The sequence below is a fragment of the Pseudomonas sp. PSE1(2024) genome (genome assembly GCF_050990555.1).
Classification (GTDB): Bacteria; Pseudomonadota; Gammaproteobacteria; order Pseudomonadales; family Pseudomonadaceae; genus Aquipseudomonas; species Aquipseudomonas aphyarum.
Map to the genome: position 1 here is coordinate 2,025,529 of NZ_CP158967.1, position 17,863 is coordinate 2,043,391.

The following is a 17,863-nucleotide window of genomic DNA, read 5'->3' on the forward strand; positions in this document are numbered from 1 at the left end:
CGCTGTGCTGTCCGTTTGGATGGAGTGTAGTGGTCTACTAACCCCGGACACGCATTTAGGCGAGAATGCTCGCCACAGAGAGGTGTCCGATGACCAAGCAACGCCGTACTTTTACCCCTGAGTTCAAGCGCGAAGCTGCCTGCCTAGTGCTCGATCAAGGCTACAGCCATGCCGAAGCGGCCCGTTCGCTCGGCTTGGTCGAGTCGGCCCTGCGCCGATGGGTTAATCAGCTTCAGCAGGAGCGCGGCGGCGTTACGCCGGCCAGCAAAGCGTTGACGCCAGAGCAGCAAAAAATCCAAGAGTTGGAAGCCCGGATCACGCGCCTTGAACGCGAGAAATCGATACTAAAAAAGGCTACCGCGCTCTTGATGTCGGAAGATCTCGAGCGTACGCGCTGATCCGCCAGCTCAGCGACCATGAGCCCGTTGATTGTTTGTGCGAAGTGTTCGAAGTCACTCGCTCAAGTTACTACGCACATCGTCACAGAAGGCGAACTCCGGACGTTGAACGACTACGGTTGCGCAGTCGAGTGAATGAGTTGTTCACGCGAGGTCGAAGTGCGCCCGGCAGCCGTACCATCATGGCAATGATGCAACAAGAGGGTGAGCAAATCGGGCGGTTCAAGGTACGCAGCCTGATGCGTGAGCTGGCGTTGATCAGCAAGCAGCCAGGATCACATGCGTACAAAAAGGCCACAGTGGAGCGGCCAGATATACCGAATACCTTGAACCGAGCATTTGATGTCGAAGCTCCAAATCAGGTCTGGTGTGGAGGCGTCACTTACGTCTGGGCACAGGGCAAATGGCACTATCTGGCAGTTGTCCTGGATCTCTATGCACGCAGAGTGGTTGGCTGGGCCTTGTCAGAAAAGCCGGATGGAGACCTGGTGGTCAAAGCGCTGGACGTCGCCTACGAACAACGTGGAAAGCCTCAAGGACTCCTGTTCCACTCTGACCAAGGATCGCAATATGGCAGCCGTCAGTTCCGCCAGAGACTGTGGCGCTACCGCATGCGCCAGAGCATGAGCCGCCGAGGCAACTGTTGGGATAATGCACCGATTGGGGGGGCTCGCTATCTCCGGGCAAGGGTTTGAGTGGCGCTTGAATTTCAGCAGGATGCTTGGTGTTACTCTGTGAGAAACGGATTGTTAGGCGTTCTCGAAGATAGGGTCTTTACATCGATGCAAGGGGAGGCCGGGTTTGATAATTGAGGCAGATGCTGAGCGCTGCTGATAATGGTTGAACATTTTGGAGTTGTTAATGGATTGGCGTGAGCATATAACCTACGATGATGTTTGTTCGTTTGCTTGGGGGGCCGTAAGACTCTATGAGACTCTGGTGGAGTTAGAGTTCAAGGGGTTTGGGACTCTAGTCGTGCCAAGCCGGGGAACGTTCCCATTCACAGATCGTTTATTCACGATTCACCAGAAGTGGTCTAAGACCCGCGAGCATGAAAATAGAGTGCTTCATGGTAGTTCAACACCATTTCATAGAAGTCAGATCACTCTACCGTTCACTGCCGATTCCACGCTAGATGATCCCGCAGCTGGTCAGGGTATTAGTTATCAGATCAGGGATTACTGGGTAAAAGTGCTCAGGGCCTGGATTGATGGTGATCTGCATTCTCCGGAACTAAATTATTATCAGTTCGTACAGGAACATCTGCTCGGCATAAGTGTTGGGCGAAACGCGAGCATTATCAAACCGTCTCGTCGCTTCGTATTTGTTGATACTGTTGTTTCTGGGCGTGCGGTCGTCGAAATCGAAAGCAGTATGCGCTCCTGTGGCTTGAATGAGTGTCACTACGTACTGATCATTGACCAAGGTGGGCAGAAACTTACTCAAAGGAACAGGGCCCTCTTTAACGAGTGGCAGGCTGCAGGCAAGGCCACATTGATTGAGGTAGATAATCTTTTCACTGAGGATCGTGGCCCGGGAATAACGGCTTCTTGGTGTCTCGTCGCTCCTCAGCTGATGGAGGCGGGAGCAAAGATTTTGCCTGGCTTTGAGCATGCGCAGGTCGTTGGTGCTGCGGCTGGTTTTGTGAGGGTTCAGCACAGTCCGGCACTCGATAATCTGTCGATGACTAGGACTAATGGGGTTTTTAACACCCTGATGCATTCACTTGCTTATAGTGAGCTTGTTGAAGGAAGTCACCAGGTCTCAACTCATTTTTATGAGAAGCTCATTGAGGATCTTGTACTGTTCGACTCAGAGGGGTACGGCCCTCTGGATCCCCGCGAAACTTTACGTGTCGCTAAAAATGCTATTACTGCTAATGAATCCTTGGCTGTGATGGGTAATCCATTAAAAGTTGCACCGGAATACCTTGACGTTAGTAGTTCTCATGTTGTGCGTATGTATTTCCCAGAAGCTGAAGTCAATCGGATTCTGGAGGGGTACAGTGAACGAATTCGAAAAGGGCATTCGGCATACTGGTATGTGCATCAGCATGTGTGACAGGAGTGAGGGCGGAGGCGCGCAGGAAGCTTTGGTCAGCTGCGAGCCGCATTTTGAGGGATAGGGGCGTGGCTCGGTTGACGAGCCACGCTTACCCAGACTGACCAGGCCAAGTCATCGAAAACTTGGCGCAGTGTTAGCCTTAAGAAACCAGGATCGTTGCGCCTCTACGTGGACTGGTCTCAGCTGCAGCAATTGCGTCGATCACGCTGTCGATCGGGTACTCGTTGTAGCCGCTGAACAGATGTGGCGACTGCCGCGCAAGGTCGAACAGGGCGTTGAAGTCCGCTGCCCGCTGCTCCACTGAAGTGGTTGTGGCCCATTACCCACCTCGTAACGCACGAGTGAATCGGGCCCACTGACGCGCTTTCACTGCGGCCACGCAAGGTGGCTAAATCAACATGTGAAGAGCTTACCTAGCACGCTATCTGCCCCGGTTGAACGGGAGCACTACACCGCCATCGCCCGCCTTGATCGAGGTGTCCGAAGCTACCATGCTTTTGAGCTTCGCCAGATGAAACACCGATGCTTTTCCAGACAGGTAATTCTCCGGCAATCCAGCCAGCTTTTCGACGTCATTGGCGGCCAAACCGATATACCCGGTGACGGACTCAATGGGCATAACGCCTGATGACGAGAGCAGCTCAATGGTGCGCTTGAGCAGGCGAGGTTGTTCAGGGGCGCGGGCTTCATCACCTGGTTCGGATTTAGCGCCCCACCTCGCAGAGCGACGCTTGAATAGAACCAGCTTCTCATCGGCGTCGATGATTTTTAGCGCTTCCAACCGCATGATCATCGCCGCAACCGAAACGCCCCATCGCTGCTTGAGAAGCAGCAGACTATCCAAGGTGACAGGCGTCCTCACATCTGCTGCAAAGGTTTCGGCAGGCAGCAGAAACGCTCCTGCGAATCGGTGAGCCTGGGACTCCATAAGCTTGTAACGCTCAGGGTCAGTGGAGCGGTCAATGCCCTTATGAAGAATGAGGTGGCCCAGCTCGTGAGCGAGGTCGAATCGACTGCGAAAGCCATTGGCTTTGTCAGCTGAAAGGAGGATTAGAGGCCGCTGGAGTTCATGGCTCCATGCGGACAGGCCCTCAATCGGGGCAATCCCGGTTTCTTCCCGAACCAGAATCACCCCGGCACCTTCCACCGCGAGTGCGAGATCAGGAATCGCTCGACGCCCCAGGCTCCAGAGGTCTCGACACTCACTGGCCGCTTCTTCAATGTCGGAATTGGCAATTTGCTGCGGGTCGGTGAACGACCTGATCGGCAGATTCACGTCCGGAAAATCGACGAATTCACTCATCGCTAAAACGATGTCCTGCGTCCACTCAAGCCGCGCTTCGAGCATTGCCCGGGCGGCAACGTGTGCCGAGGCATTGCTTCGAAACAGGGGCAAGGATCCTTTTTGTGGAAGAGGGCGTGTGAACCACTCAGGGCTTACATTGATCACCCTCGAAAGGTTGGCGAGGGCCTCGGCCTCAGGGGCTTGTTGCCCCGATTTCCATTTACTGATCGTTGCAGGCGATACGCCAACCATCGCAGCGAGTTGTACTTGCGAAAGGGCGCGAGCAGCCAGAGCTTGGATCAAACGGCCTGGCTGAAAATCTGTAATGCCCCGGGTCATGGTTCTTCCTGTTCTCCGAGCTCGATGAGGCCCGTCTTGAGTTTCACTGTTGCGTTGTCGATTTGTTTCGGCGCAGCGTCGTATCGATCCAGAAACTGCTGCAATGGTTCACGAAAAATCCAGCCATCCATCTTGGGGGTAGGTACCGCAATATAGATCTGCAGGGGCGTTTCAGGATGGTGATGCAGGGAGCCGCTAAAGCGCGCGACGAAGAAGAATGTCCCACCACTCACCGACTGGGCTTCAAAAAGAGAGGGTTGGATCAGTTCATTCAGCGCCTGATTCGCCTCTGAAAGCTCGCGTCGAATGATGCTGCGGCTAGCGTTATTCCAATTTGTGGTGCTCATGTTCAAGCGTGTGAACTTGAAAATGCCAGCCTTGCCCACGATCACGCGATTACCCTGGAGTGGTACCAGTTCGGCCTCGGCTGCCTCAAGCAGGTCACTGAACCGCTCATTCATCTGGATGTGTCGCATGTAACCCAAAGCAATCTTGCGTTGTTTCTTACTGACGCCCTTTGTCATCGAATGCGCTTCTAGCGCACCAGCGGCAAAAGCGTCCTCTACACCCATCACAAGGTCACGTGGGACGTTAGCAATTAGCAAAGCAGCGATAGCATCTGGGTTTGGGGTCATTGAGCCAGTCTCAGGTTTCGATGGTCGGGATTATATACCCGAAAAATTTCGTGTGGATAGCCTATCTCTCGATTTTGGTGTGGTCGGACAGGTACCTAGTGCCGTTAAGTCCGAATGGGGCGAGCGCTCGCTTACCAGGACGCAGCCAGTACCAATCGACGGGGAGCTCAATAAACGGCCTAGGCAGCCGGCTGGGTCAACCAGGGAGGAACTGAGGCATGGGAGCATGTAGAGGGGCGACGTTCTATGAGGTCGCAGGTGCTTTCGAGCTGTGATGTGGTGTCCTTCTTCGCCTCGCTGGTGAAACTCAGAGAGCATGGGCACCGTTTGAACAACCAGATGATGCGCAGTCTTTCTGACAGATGTCGCCTGGACGGAGGCGTGGTACAAGATCGCTGAGCGTTCATTTATTCGTGGCACGCTTCCCACAAATGACATTGGTCAGCATTGCATGGAGTGCAGGGATGTACTGGTTAGGGCCGTTCGAGTATCCATCCAAGCAAGCACTTTTGGAGCGATTGAAACACTTCATTCGAACCGCTGACTTAGGACGGATCACCCAACCAGTGGCCGTTCAAAAGCTCCATCTGCTGTTGGCACTCCACCCCGACGCGGATCGTAAGATCGGCGCAGGCGTTGATCATTTTCGGTTGGAGAGAAATCCGCTTGCTGGAAGGGGACTGCATCTGGTGCGTTTGGATGGCAGCACCGACAGCTTCTCTTACAAGCGGTGTATCACAGGCGTCACCCAGTCCCATCATGGAAAAGTCTGCGAGGCCCTCAGGTTTGTGGTCAGGCCACAAATGGACGCATTCCGTGCAGGCCTCGTTTGGCCCTTGAAGTGCGCAATAACGGGTGTCGAGATCCCCCACCCAAATGATCTGCACATCGATCACAAGGTGGCCTTTTGGCGCCTACTCGAAGTTTTCTGCGTCGAGCAGCGGATCGATCTACCCTCGCTTCAGGTAACGGGCAACGGGATGACGCTCGCGTTGGTAGATCGCGAGATCAGTGCTGCATTCGAAGCTTTCCATTTCCGTTATGCGCAACTTCAGCCCACGTCCAGGGCGGCCAATGTATGGAAGGGTGGCAGGTTGCAGATCGATCTGATGGACGCACCGAAAGTCTAGGTCAGTGGGGGCGATGGGGTCATTTATGGTCGAAATTTGCGGACAGCTTCGGACAAACGTTCAGATAGGCGACAAAACAGTCAAATATGCGACGACTTGCGCACCCCACCCCCTTGAAAATTTTAAAGCGAGACGGAGTTCTATATTTGAGAACAAGAAAAAAGCGGCAGTGGCCCAGGCACCTCCGTAACCGCAGGATCCCACCGGCTTTTACATCTGATATTTACGGCTTCCAGGTCACACGGTTTGAGGACTGTAGGTGAGTTTGGGCATAAGTTGCCGGGCTGGGGGGACGGGAGCAATCGCCTTGCTTTGCAGCCGTAAGGCTGCTGCTTATGCTTTGATTACAAACAACATCGTTATTTTTTTAAAAAATCAATATGTAGTGCTTTGTCTAGATTTTTATCATTAATATGCCCATATATTGTGTTTCTTCTGCTGGCCAGCTGCGTGGTGGCCTGTGAACCTAGGGTCTGAACTGGAGGTGCGAGTATGGTTGGCTGCATCGCAAGCCTACGGCGTAAACTTGCGAAGCCTGTTAGGCCAGGCATTGGCAGCGTTCAAGCGCAGTCCAGGCCTTGATGACCTGACGCGGGTATTTCCAGGCACGGTGGGCTATCCGGCCTTTGAGGTACTTAGTTCTCTGCTCTCCGAAGGGGCTCCAGAGTCGACCCGAGCACCTGGTAATTTCATAGAGGTTCGGTACCGGTTGAGGTGGCATCTCGTTCGTTACCTTCAGCGGTGCCTCATTGATGACGGCTACGCGACTCCGGCAATCCGGGATGATTTGCTTGGCACTGATCTTGGCCTTTGAACCTTCCAAGATCAGTCGTCAGGGCAGTCAGCCAGCGGTGTAAAATGGGTGGTGGAGGGCTACTCAAGCCGCAAGGCGTTACTCTGTTCGAGTTGCCAGGCATTAAGGTCTACAGGTTACTTTCCAGCGTCATAGACCCCTTCCGAAAATCTGCAACAGCATCACCATGCGAGCCCACAAATGACTGAACCTCTCAGCGAAGAAGACATGCGCCAAGCATTGTTTGGCGGTGCTGACCAACCTCGTAGTGAATTCGAGTCCGATGCATCCCCGCCCCATACCAAGCCAGCATTGTCGCCAGCGCCAAGGGCCTCATCGAGATCGCTGTCGTCTCGGTTGCGTGTGACGATGCGCGCGGCAAAGGTCTACGAGGGGCCGGAGGAATTACTCATTCACGACGCCAACACCCTCAGTACGCTGATGGCTGAGGCTGAAGCCAAAGCGGTGGCCAAGAAGACAAAGTTTCGGTATTTCCACGTCGTATCAGTCATGCCCGTCCAGGTCTGAGCTTTGCCTTTATGCAGGGCCCAGGAGAGGAACACTGTTGCTTGGCGCGAGCGAGTAACGGCCTGTTCCCATATAGAATGACCGCAGAGAATTGCACGGCGTACCCATTGCCAATCTTGAACAAGTGCTCGTTAGGCGACTGACTGGCACACGTATTGATCATTTGAGAGCAAATCATGGCTTCCCAGCGTGAACGAATGCCTGACACAGTAGTTTGTGGCAACCGAGAGTGTTCGAGAACGCTTGGCTTTTCGGACTACCGCTACGGGTACATTGGTGATGACGTCGAACCGCAGCGCGTCCATTGGAGGTCATACCCACTTCTTGATGGTGACTCGGTGCTATGTACCTGTGGCCATTTCACGGCTTACTTCAACCCAGCGGTTCGCACTCCGCCGGCCCACTGAGGTGGCCACCAGCTTCTGGAAACCAGCCTCATGCCAATCGTAGCGGCAGTGTTTGATGCTTTTGGAACCGTTGTCCACATCAAGCGCAAGCATCATCCATTTCGGCGCCTGCTGCGCATCGGTGCTCAACAAGGTCGCAGGCCAAGCGGTGCTGACCTCCATCGCCTGATGACATCCAACTTCGCGCTGGAGGATGCTGCTGAGCGCTTCGGTATCACCTTGAGCCTGCCACAGCTGACTTCGCTGCAGCATGATCTTGATGACGAACTGGAGTCGATCTCGGTCTATCCCGATGCAGTCGATGCGCTCCTGATGCTCAAGGCCCAGGGAATAGCGACAGGTATCTGCTCGAATCTCGCAGCGCCCTACGGGCCTGTACTCAGGAAGTTACTGTGCGATGTAGAGGCGTTCGCTTTGAGCTATGAGGTCGGAATGTTGAAGCCCCAAGAGGGGATTTATCGCAATATCTGCGACCAACTGCAGGTGCATCCGAACAGAGACGTGACCCCCTCCGATGAGCGGGTTGTGATGATCGGTGATTCCCTGCAGTGTGATCAGATTGGCCCCGCAGCTGTCGGGATTTCTGGATACTACCTGGACAGGAAAGGGGCTGGGACGCTAACCAACCTTGTTCAGTTTGCGCAGCTTGTGATTGAGGACAAGCGTTAGGGGTTAGGGTATGTGAGGGCCAACCCCACTGGTATCGACAGGGCTGCTTATCCCGCCGGTTCAGGAAGCTGCTGGCAGCGATCGCTTCCAAAGGAAGCTGACAGTTGATCTGCTGATTCCTAGCTGTCTTGCCGTTTCTGCCTGCGTCAGTCCAGTCTTCTTGCACTCCTGCACCTTTTGCAGCTTATTCAGATCTGCTGGACGCGCTGGAGGCCGCTTCAATACCTCGCTGCCCGCAATATGGACAGCGATTTCATCGGGACTGACACGCTCCTGGAGCGCTTTCAATTCCTCACTAGCCTTTGCAAATAAATGGGAGGCGGGTTCGTCATCGCGGGTCGCTACCACTAAGGCCATCAACGCCACGGGGCTCAGTTCGAGTACTGCCGCGAGCTCAATGAATTTATCCAGGCTCGGGGTGCTCTGAGCGCTTTCGATTTTGGTCAAGTAGGTGCGCGAGGTGGCCTGCGCCATCCCTTCCTGAGTCAACCCTAAACTCCCTCGAACTGCTCGTATGACTGCTGCGAGCGCAGGCCTTATCGACGTCAACGCGAATGTCCTCAAAATTGAGGATGTAGCCACGTCGCGATGTACAGTTACACATCATATAGTGTATAAAACTGGTCGCCAGGCATTTTGTGCCCGGTGACGCTATGGGCTGCCCGCCGATGAAGGGGCCCTTGCATAGGTTCGTATCAGCGTCTGCTGGGTGCAGATCGCCGCCAGCCTCAACAGGCTGGCGAGGAGTTGCTGATCAATTAATCGCTAAACCGTATAGCAACCCTCCGTCGTCAGAGGGGTGCCAGTTCAATGGGGGGCAGGGTTTGAGGGTGCGAATTTATTCTGACCTGCACCGTGAATTTGAAGCGTGGGAAGCACCGGAGTCGTCGAAGGTCGACCTGGTGATCTTGGCGGGGGACGTTGACAAAAAGGGGAGAGGGGTCAAGTGGGCCAATGAGACTTTTGACTGCCCAGTCGCCTATATCAGTGGCAATCATGAGTTCTACGACGGCCATGTTGACCGTACGCTGCAGAAAATGAGGGACGCCGCCTCCGGCCATGTTCACATTCTGGAGAACGAGACCCTGGTGCTCGGCAACCTGAGGGTACTCGGCACGACGGGGTGGACTGATTTCACTGTCACTGGTGATCAGCTCGCGGCAAGCAACTTAGCCCGGGAATGGATGGGTGACTTCAAGTACATCCGTGTCGATTCTAACTACAGGCGTCTGAGGCCCGATGACGTCATTGCTAGAAACCATGTCGCCAAGGCTTGGTTGCATCAGGAGTTGGCCAAAAAGTTCGAAGGCAGCACCATCGTCGTGACACACCACTGTCCGTCGCCCGTAGTGATTGGTGGCCAGCATGAGGGCCACCTGACTGCCGCCTATGCAAATGATTGGCAACATCTCTTTCCTGACGTGGACGTTTGGGTGTTTGGCCACACTCACGAAGCTGTGGACATCGACTTAGCCGGTTGCAGGGTGATTTCCAACCCGAAGGGCTATCCAAATGAAAAAACGGGCTTTAACCCCTATTTCGAGATTCAAGTGTAATGGCTAATTGCGTGAGGAAGCGATCTTTCCAGTTTGATGTTGAGGCGCTACCCCTTGAGGCTAGCGCTCCATCAGAGGTGATCCAAGCTCAGGCCATCGAGTGGAATGTGGAAGTTGATGCATATTTGTCCGGCGCTGCCCGGGTAGGGCTGCGTTATTCCGCTCTTGTCTATTTCGATCGTTCAGGCGTAAGCCAAAACGGGATGACCATTGCAACCCCGCCGCTTGAGTTTGTCGAGTCCAGGGCTGGGTTTAAATTGATGCACAGCGTGAGCGGTCGAGACCATTACGTGATCGCGAGTGAGCTGAACACCTAAGCGCGACGTGCGAGGGACTGCGGTTATTCAGGCTCTGAAGACAGTTCAGCCGAGCCCAGGAGTTTAGCGTTTCCTCCAGTAATGGGTTAGCGCCGCCGAGCGGCTCTGCGGTAACGATCACAGATTTTCTGATGATAAATGTGTGCTTGAGGATGACGTATGTCTGAGATTAAGAAAGTGACAGTTGTTGTCAAGAATTACCATCTGCAAGCCAGTAATGATCTTGATGCGCTCTATAAAGACGTTCGATGTGAGGATGATCAAGGTAATACTTTTTATTTTAAAGAAGTTGTTATGCTGAATTACCTTAAGCGCCATGGCGCAATAGTTACAGATGCATCGCGCACTTGGTATTATAAGAATTTAAGCAAGAAGTCAATTGTTCTCATTGCATTTGAGAAGGCTGGCGGGAAAGTAGAATATGATTTGGATAACATCCGGGTCGCTGCTAAATCCAGCGTCATCAGGGGTGTTGTCTATGCGCTTGCGGCTATACCGGCAGGGGTGATTATCGCAACCGCCACGTACGGGGTGGGATTGCTTTTCATTCCTGTGGGCTTCTTTTACGCATACAGAAGTATGTTCAAGATCCCTCGCATGCTGCGTCGTAAGACATTGGTCAATGAGCTAGCTGATCACGGCATCGTCGTACGATAGCGAATGCCGAGGCTAGTGATTGCTGTGCCAGTACCTGGTGGTGCGGATTAGATTATCCACAACTTCCCGTGATCGGCCCTCCACTTCATACCTACTCACTTCGGTCGCCATACTCAGCCTAAAAACTGTGTATGGTGAATGCCAAATTCCTGCTTATTGCTATTATGAAAACTCGATGAGATGTAATAGCAAGCTGTGCGCCGGCGTGGTTGGCAAAAGCTGACAGGGCAGTGGGGAGGCAAGGATGGCATCTGCGGAACACGACTTTCAACATTTCGTACGGTGGCTTCATGAGCCTTTAGTGGGGGCATCACCCGACGCACGGCGCATGGGCAGCCTGGTGTTGCGTAATTTCGAAGCGGTCAGCGCGACAACACGTAATCGTAGCCAGCGAGCGATTCGGATCGTTGATCTGGCCCGTGCTCAGTTTGCTCAGATGAATGATGGGCTGCCCGAGTTGGACGCCATCGCGGCGGGGGCAGGATGGGGATGGCGATGTCTCACTGAAATCACGATCGGCCCTTTCAGAGGGTTCCGACATCCCGAAACCTTTGATCTCAACAAACGGCTGATCCTCTTTTACGGCCCTAACGGCAGTGGGAAAACCAGCCTCTGCGAATCGCTGGAGTACGGATTGTTAGGGGCTGTGGACGAGGGGGCACAGAAGCGGATTGATGCCGGCCAGTACCTGCGCAACATCCACGAAAATCGCTTTGCAGCCCCTCAGCTCCGAGGCGTTGACCTGGCCGGCCAACCCATGGTGATCAACGCTGATGCAGATGCCTATAGGTTCTGCTTCATTGAGAAGAATCGAATCGACTCGTTCTCAAGGATTGCAGCCAAACCGGCAGGGCAAAAAACCGAGCTCATCGCGGCACTGTTCGGCATGGATCACTACAACGAGTTTGTTGGGCAGTTCAACGAGGCGCTGACTGATCAGCTCAACCTGATGCCGTTGAGAGGGCAGGAGCTTGAAGTCCGGCAGAACGCCATTGCCAACGACATGAGGGCCGTCGCGGGGGAGGCACAGTCTGGTGCCGAATTTCATCGGATCGAAGAAGCTTACGCGCAGGCCTATGGGAATGGCGTGACCTATCGACAGCTTCAGGAGGCCGTGGGCTGGTTCGGCGTCCCAGGGAGGCTGCAAGTACTGGAGTTAACGCTCAATCAGCCACCGCCTTTGTTGTACGGCGTTCGCTCGCAAGATCTGGTCACTGCTTATCAGCGAGCCGACGAGGCTCACGATGAGGTTGAAGCGCTCTCCCAACAGCTCGGACAGCTGCATGATGATGTTGCTTACCAAGGGTTGTTCACAGCCATTCAGGGATTGCAGGCCCTTTCTCCTGACCGCTGCCCAGCCTGCGAGACGCCACTCCAGGGGCATCCCCGAGTTCAGGTTGATCCTTATCAAAAGGCCGCACAAGGCCTGGAGCAAATGCGTGAGCTGACCCTGCTACAGCAACGGTATCAGGCTGCTCTGGGGCGTCGCCGGGCAGCGTCCGATGTGCTAAGTGCTTGCCTGGCACACTTTACCCAGCGGGTGGGCGCAAGGATTGATAGCGAGAATGCTGTTTGCCGTTATCTGGCTGCTCCGGGTGTGGTTGCAGATACCGCATGGTGGAGACTCGGTTATGTCGGGGTGGGTGGAGCGCTGTCCATCGCTCAACAGGCGGTGAACTGGGCTGCACAGTTGGAGCAAGCTGATGCCACTACTCAGCAAAACCTGGCGCAGAGAGCGCTGCACGTTGCTGAGAGAGATCGATTGAACGAAGCACGAATCGCTTTGGCTGAGCACGCGGCCAGGCGACAGCAAGCCCAACAGGCCGTTGAGGGGGCACGACAACGCATCGCCGAGTTTGAAGTGCAGAACGCTGAGCTAATTGCAGCGGCTGCTACGGAGGGCGAACTGATCGCCGCCGAGCTGCGAATTCAACAGGCGTACACCGAATTTTTGGCCCTGTTGCGCAGGCATCGCTCAGAGTTGCCCGGCACCCTGATGGCTGGTTTAAATGCGCAGGCCTTGCAACTCTACAACGAGTTCAACGTTAGGGATGCGGATCAAGATAAGCTCGTCGAACTACACCTGCCGCTTACCGGAGAAGGGCGCATTGAGCTTTGCTTCCGAGGAGCCCCACAGCGACGCGTTGACGCGCTTCAGGTGCTTAGTGAAGGTCATGTTCGATGCCTGGGACTGGCGATCCTCCTCGCGAAGGTGTCCAGTATCCAAGCCCCTACGGTGATCTTTGACGATGCAATCAACGCGATCGATCATGAGCATCGTCAAGGCATTCGCGAAGCGTTGTTCGAGAGTGATCGATTCGCCAACACTCAGATCATTGTCACCTGCCACAGTAACGAGTTCATCAAGGATATCCAGAACCACGTCCCTCAGAATCAGTGGTTGGCCTATGCCCTTATGCACCATCACGGAGACTACCATCCCAGAGTCATACGCAATCTTCCGCCTCAGGCATATCTGGTGCTGGCCAGGGCCGCTGTGGATCGGGGTGACTATCGAGCGGCGTTGCAGGCCTCCCGGCAGGCGCTGGAAATGCTCACACTGAAGATCTGGAAGTGGCTCTGCAGATGCAACCAGGGTGTTCTCACCGTGCAGTTGGCCAGGGATGGTGACCAACCCAGCCTGAGCAACCTCTGCGGCTCTATTTGTGCGAAGCTGCGTGGAGCCAACACATTCGAGCATGTTGACAAACAACCGCTCATCGATGCTCTGGCTCGTATTCTTGGCATTGGCGAGCAAACCTTGGTTTGGCGGTACTTGAACAAAGGAACCCATGAAGAGGCCGATCGGGATGACTTCGACGCAGGCGTGGTTGAGGGCGTAGTTCAACTGCTGGAGAGCATGAACACTTTACGCCTGCGAGGGTAGTCCAGCTCACTGTTTTGGCGGCCTGTTTCTGAGTTGCTTCTAGAGGGTATGGTTAATCTGAGGCCGATTTTTTCGAGTTGGCACACCACAAAAAATCTCCTATAGCTATTGAGTAGTCGATTTGAAATTGAGCATTGATGGTCTGACGTTAAGTCGCTATGAGACAAGAATTGTTAGAACGTGTTCCGGTTGTAACAAGGAATACAGCATCCATGATTATATGGGGATGAGCGAGCAGCATTTCTACAGGCCAGTCAACTATAAGAATGGTTGTGAGCGGAACTGTTTGGAGTGCTGGCTGGGTGTCTCTGAACTGGAAGATGCACTCTTGTCAGAAAGTGAAAGCTTGGCTATCGAAGTTGAGGCCGCTCGTGACCACAGTCATTGGTACGATATCTCAATTTATCAAGCTATTGATCAGGGTGACCTCTGTGCGACTTACAGCCAATACTTCGATCAGGGCTGCCATTTGGCGATACTTCCGCTATCGCGACTGGTAACTGATCGCTCAATTTTTCTACCCTATGGAGTCATGATCTACCCACAGGGTCGTTTGAAATTAAGTGCTATAAATCTCGGTAACAAACAGTTGACTAAGTCAGCTTCGTCTCAGATTGGTGCTTCTGGAGTGAATCTTCAGGAGTTGAATAAATACCCGCTTCTGGTGGTGCCATTAAGGTTTTCTTGGGATTCTCTTCTGCAGGGGGATCACCAAGGTCATATGGAGATGATAGTCGGCATATCTGAAATCGTGGATGGCTTGTCCTTCGATTTGATCAATTACATGAACTGCAAGCTGGAGCACTTGTCCTCAGAAAGCAAACCGGCGTCCCCAGGTCAATTATCGTCCAAATCAATGATGTCTGCGGCAGTGCTAGTAAAGTCCGGTGACTTGGATTCTGTACTCCTGGCAGGGGCGGCTTTCACCCATACCATTACAAAGGGGCTCGGGCTTGACCTACGGCAACCCGAGTGGGATAGCTTCCCTGTGGGTGGAGGCGTTGGCATTACTGCAGTGCATGCATTGTCGTTGTACTCGCAAATGCTTCAGGTGCAATCAGCAACTTCAAAATTTGTGCAAGCACTCAGCCTGATAGAGTTTTTAGCCTACCCCAAAGAGTATCAGCAGTTCAAAAGAGTAAAGACTGTGGTGTCGAAGTACATGGCTGATGATCTCGGGGAGCGTAAGCGAATACTCGACAGGTTCGAGGTCTTGACCAGTAAAGTAGATGAAGTTACGAGTGAGCAAATAGGTCTCCGTACAAGGATCGTACACATTGGTTCGCGACTTGAGCAATTGGTTAAAGGTCGTCGCGAGCGAGAGGAGATATTTGCTGAGCTCGATAGTTATATTCGGAAGATGATTGACCATATGATCGAGCACTCTCATATGACCTGGGACGAATATGAGGTCGTTAAGGCGTCAATGTAAGGCCTCTACGTCACCAGGGCATGGTGCTGTGCGGGAGGATCGCGATCAAGTTGGTATCGAACCGCACAGCTTTCCAGATAGGGATTTGAACCCTATCCAGGAGCTGGCCTGAGCGGCTGTAGATGATGCCAGCCTTGTAGCCGTGTATGCCTCCTGCCCGGTCGCTTATGGTAGTAGCGTGCACATCATTTTGAGGGGGCGTTCTCGACGGGGTCGAACGCGGCGCAGGGTGATCTCATGATCTCAATTCAGTATCATCGGTGCTCGTTAAGCCCCTATTTTCTGATGACCCTTAAAAGGAGCTGCTCGTGCAGGAAGCTGAGAATCTACCCCTGATGCCCAAGTCTGCGCTGGTTTATTACCTCGACGAGAAGCAATCTCCGATCCCTTACCAAAAGGTCGCGAGCATCCGTAGCTGCTTGGAAAACATCGTTGAAACGATCTTCGTTCACATCGTCGAAACTGGTGATAAGGCTAAATGGCGCCGGGGTGATTTGAATACCCGAATTGGACTGCTTAGCCATTTCTTTTCTGCCGATGTCATTGATCGGCTTCACAGCATCAGGCTGTTAGGCAATGACGGCGCCCATCAAGCGAAGCATGCAGCCCTCACGGATGAACGCATAGGTGATGGCCTCAGCGCCCTGAGTGTGCTTTGCGAATGGGCGATTCTGACGTACATCAAAAAGCACGGCCTCATGTCGACGGATTGGCTTGCGACGGTGCTGAGCACCTTGCCACCGGTATACAGAGTGCGGATTTTGGAACCATTGATCGAGTCAAACACCCTGGATAGAGCGCGGGTCATTGCTCATCAAGAAGTACGAGAAGCCTACGCTAGAAGGATGTATCAGGGGTTGATTCCTCTGGATTCTGCTCCTCCTGAAACGACCGAGGAAGAGGACAGGATCATGAGCTTTCTGCTCTCTATCGACAAACTGGCCATGGCCTACCTCAAAAACAAGCAGTTCGAGCGTAGCTTCGAATTTGTCCAGGAGATGTTCGACGAAGGCTGGATGACTGAGGAATTTGCACGGGACACTTGGGAAAAGCTAGAAAGCCTGCAGAGCAGTTTTCACTCGCTCCCAATCTCGGAGTCGATGGAGCAGACTCGTTCTTACCTTGAACAAATTCTCCCCGCCGTCAAGGACGAAGAACAAAATCTGTTTCTTACCCTGTTCTCGGCCATGGTGCTGGAAAGCCCAGAGGCGAGAGCTGCATCGTTCAGCCAGGCACCTCAGCTTGGCGCCGCGCCTGAGTCTGCAAAGTAGCGCGAAGGCGTGATCACTGATCTGTCGGCACGCGTGCTTGGACATGACCACCATGCGTGCCCTCTGAAGTGTTGGAGCGCTCATCGGCTGGAGCACGCTTGGTTAGCGAATGAAATGCGATCGCCAAAAGTAAGCGTCCGGCGAACCTACCTTCCGAAATGGGTGTAAATGGGTGTGAAAGTGGATGTCATGTTGCTCATAAGCATCCGAACTCCGTAAGCGTCCGCCCATCTCTCCTTGCGTAAGTCAGGCCGCTATCCACTGATGCGGCAGCAACTGCTCAATCTCACTGGCCCGCTGTGTAGGCAGCCGCGTCCGCACATCCTTGAGATAATCACGTCGGCTACGAGGATGGTGATGCAGGCATGCCATTAAGGGGGGGGCGCGAGAGAGCGTGGGGCTCTGGATCATCGTGACAGGCTTACTGCTAATTCAAAATGTATTGGCTCCGCTGGTGTGCATATTAGGGAAAGATGACGTGGTCGAGCTGTAGCCTTTCACAGATGCTGGCGAGCTGTTTACCTTGTTTCTTGCCCCAATCAAGCTCAATACTAAAACCGTAGGCGATTTTTCCACTGACGTGGTTGAGCAGCCCCTGAAGCGACTGAAATCCGTGATGCTCGGCATGCGACTTCGCATCGATCATGGGGTGGGACAGGTAGTACAGGTGGTCGCTGACATACTTCTTGTAAGATTTCGGGAGCCGTGGCGTGTCGCCGTCGACAAGCAGTCCCAAGACGATCTTACGAGCCCCAGGTGTGATGATTTTCGTCTTAGCCTCGTTGAGCCAGAATCCTTCTGCAACCAAGCACTCATTGATCGCCTTGATGTGGTGAATCGCCCTTGAGCGATCGAATGCATTCTTGGAAGAGAGCACAAGGTCATCGGCGTAGCGGGAGTAGACCAGATGATTATCCGACGCATATTCCTGCAGGCTCTCATCTAAGGATTGCATGACTAGGTTGGCGATTCGTGGCGACGTGGCAGCGCCCTGGGGTAAATGGCCAATACGGGCATCGCCAGAGTAGGGGAGCCCTGGAGGAAGTGTCTTCTTGTAGAACCTTTGATCCGGATTACCGCTTGCTCGTACGCGAGTGCAAAGCCTGGTGAGTTCGAATGCCACCAATGGTTGGTACCCGAATGACCTGAACAACTCAAAAACGCGTGGCTCCAGGATCGATTCGAAGAAGTTTGTCAGGTCGAGCTTGATCAGCCACTCTGCCCCGCAATGAAGCTTGGCAGCTTCCAGCACCCCGTGGCGATTGTCATACGCGTAGCTGGCCTCATGAGGCTCGATCTTGGACAGAATGTGGGTGTTTATCCACCGTTGCACCCTCAGTAGATCTTCGCACGGGGCGCATATCCACCTGAAACGATCTACGTGGTGCCCAACATTCTGTTTCCTGAGCTTGAAGACGTTGTACGCCTCTGTCTCGTAAACTCGGCTGATCGTGCGATGTAAGAAGGGGTATGGGACGCCTGTCAGTTGGGCGAG

Annotated in this window: 14 protein-coding genes and 1 pseudogene; 11 read left to right on the forward strand and 4 right to left on the reverse strand. The window is 53.7% G+C overall.

Features of this window, described 5'->3' with window-relative positions; translation table 11 throughout:
- Positions 1 to 89 precede the first annotated feature (89 nt).
- Both ABTV87_RS09215 and ABTV87_RS09220 read left to right on the forward strand, forming a co-directional pair.
- Positions 90 to 1,060: pseudogene (locus ABTV87_RS09215) on the forward strand (IS3 family transposase); the annotation flags it as partial.
- 199 nt (positions 1,061 to 1,259) lie between these two features.
- Positions 1,260 to 2,459 (forward strand): hypothetical protein, encoded by a 1,200-nt coding sequence (locus ABTV87_RS09220; RefSeq protein ID WP_433899289.1) that lies wholly within the window; start codon positions 1,260 to 1,262, stop codon positions 2,457 to 2,459.
- A 424-nt stretch (positions 2,460 to 2,883) separates the two neighbouring features.
- On the opposite strand, the gene ABTV87_RS09225 is transcribed toward ABTV87_RS09220, so the two are convergent.
- Both ABTV87_RS09225 and ABTV87_RS09230 read right to left on the reverse strand, forming a co-directional pair.
- The gene (locus ABTV87_RS09225; RefSeq protein WP_433899290.1) at positions 2,884 to 4,086 is read right to left on the reverse strand and encodes an XRE family transcriptional regulator; all 1,203 of its coding nucleotides are present in this window, start codon (positions 4,084 to 4,086) and stop codon (positions 2,884 to 2,886) included.
- Positions 4,083 to 4,721, reverse strand: a complete 639-nt coding sequence (locus ABTV87_RS09230) for a hypothetical protein (RefSeq protein WP_433899291.1) — start codon at positions 4,719 to 4,721, stop codon at positions 4,083 to 4,085. The genes ABTV87_RS09225 and ABTV87_RS09230 overlap by 4 nt, the downstream gene beginning before the upstream one ends.
- A gap of 464 nt (positions 4,722 to 5,185) precedes the next feature.
- Between ABTV87_RS09230 and ABTV87_RS09235 the strand changes: the two genes are divergently transcribed.
- The 3 genes from ABTV87_RS09235 to ABTV87_RS09245 all read left to right on the forward strand — a co-directional run bounded on the left by ABTV87_RS09235 (position 5,186) and on the right by ABTV87_RS09245 (position 8,248).
- Positions 5,186 to 5,851, forward strand: coding sequence for a DCL family protein (locus ABTV87_RS09235; protein WP_433899292.1), 666 nt, complete (start codon positions 5,186 to 5,188; stop codon positions 5,849 to 5,851).
- A gap of 994 nt (positions 5,852 to 6,845) precedes the next feature.
- Positions 6,846 to 7,172 carry a hypothetical protein gene (locus ABTV87_RS09240; RefSeq protein WP_433899293.1) on the forward strand — a complete coding sequence of 109 codons (327 nt, stop codon included), beginning with the start codon at positions 6,846 to 6,848 and terminating at the stop codon, positions 7,170 to 7,172.
- 437 nt (positions 7,173 to 7,609) lie between these two features.
- A complete protein-coding gene (locus ABTV87_RS09245) occupies positions 7,610 to 8,248 on the forward strand; it encodes an HAD family hydrolase (protein ID WP_433899294.1) in 639 nt (212 codons plus the stop codon).
- Between the two features lie 60 nt (positions 8,249 to 8,308).
- Here the strand turns inward: ABTV87_RS09245 and ABTV87_RS09250 are convergent, their stop codons facing one another.
- Entirely contained in the window at positions 8,309 to 8,737 is a 429-nt protein-coding gene (locus tag ABTV87_RS09250) for a helix-turn-helix domain-containing protein (RefSeq protein WP_433899295.1), read from the reverse strand.
- Between the two features lie 335 nt (positions 8,738 to 9,072).
- On the opposite strand from ABTV87_RS09250, the gene ABTV87_RS09255 reads away from it, so the two are divergent.
- The 6 genes from ABTV87_RS09255 (at position 9,073) to ABTV87_RS09280 (ending at position 16,368) form a co-directional block, all read left to right on the forward strand.
- Entirely contained in the window at positions 9,073 to 9,804 is a 732-nt protein-coding gene (locus ABTV87_RS09255) for a metallophosphoesterase (RefSeq protein WP_433899296.1), read from the forward strand.
- A complete protein-coding gene (locus ABTV87_RS09260) occupies positions 9,804 to 10,121 on the forward strand; it encodes a hypothetical protein (protein WP_433899297.1) in 318 nt (105 codons plus the stop codon). The genes ABTV87_RS09255 and ABTV87_RS09260 overlap by 1 nt, the downstream gene beginning before the upstream one ends.
- A 159-nt stretch (positions 10,122 to 10,280) precedes the next feature.
- A complete protein-coding gene (locus ABTV87_RS09265; RefSeq protein ID WP_433899298.1) occupies positions 10,281 to 10,778 on the forward strand; it encodes a hypothetical protein in 498 nt (165 codons plus the stop codon).
- 328 nt (positions 10,779 to 11,106) lie between these two features.
- Positions 11,107 to 13,665 (forward strand): AAA family ATPase, encoded by a 2,559-nt coding sequence (locus ABTV87_RS09270; RefSeq protein WP_433899299.1) that lies wholly within the window; start codon positions 11,107 to 11,109, stop codon positions 13,663 to 13,665.
- Positions 13,666 to 13,891: 226 nt separating this feature from the next.
- Positions 13,892 to 15,097 (forward strand): hypothetical protein, encoded by a 1,206-nt coding sequence (locus ABTV87_RS09275; RefSeq protein WP_433899300.1) that lies wholly within the window; start codon positions 13,892 to 13,894, stop codon positions 15,095 to 15,097.
- Positions 15,098 to 15,405: 308 nt separating this feature from the next.
- Positions 15,406 to 16,368 (forward strand): hypothetical protein, encoded by a 963-nt coding sequence (locus ABTV87_RS09280; protein ID WP_433899301.1) that lies wholly within the window; start codon positions 15,406 to 15,408, stop codon positions 16,366 to 16,368.
- A 463-nt stretch (positions 16,369 to 16,831) separates the two neighbouring features.
- On the opposite strand, the gene ABTV87_RS09285 is transcribed toward ABTV87_RS09280, so the two are convergent.
- Positions 16,832 to 17,701: a reverse transcriptase family protein gene (locus ABTV87_RS09285; protein WP_433899302.1), complete on the reverse strand. Its 870-nt coding sequence runs from the start codon at positions 17,699 to 17,701 to the stop codon at positions 16,832 to 16,834.
- Positions 17,702 to 17,863 lie beyond the last annotated feature (162 nt).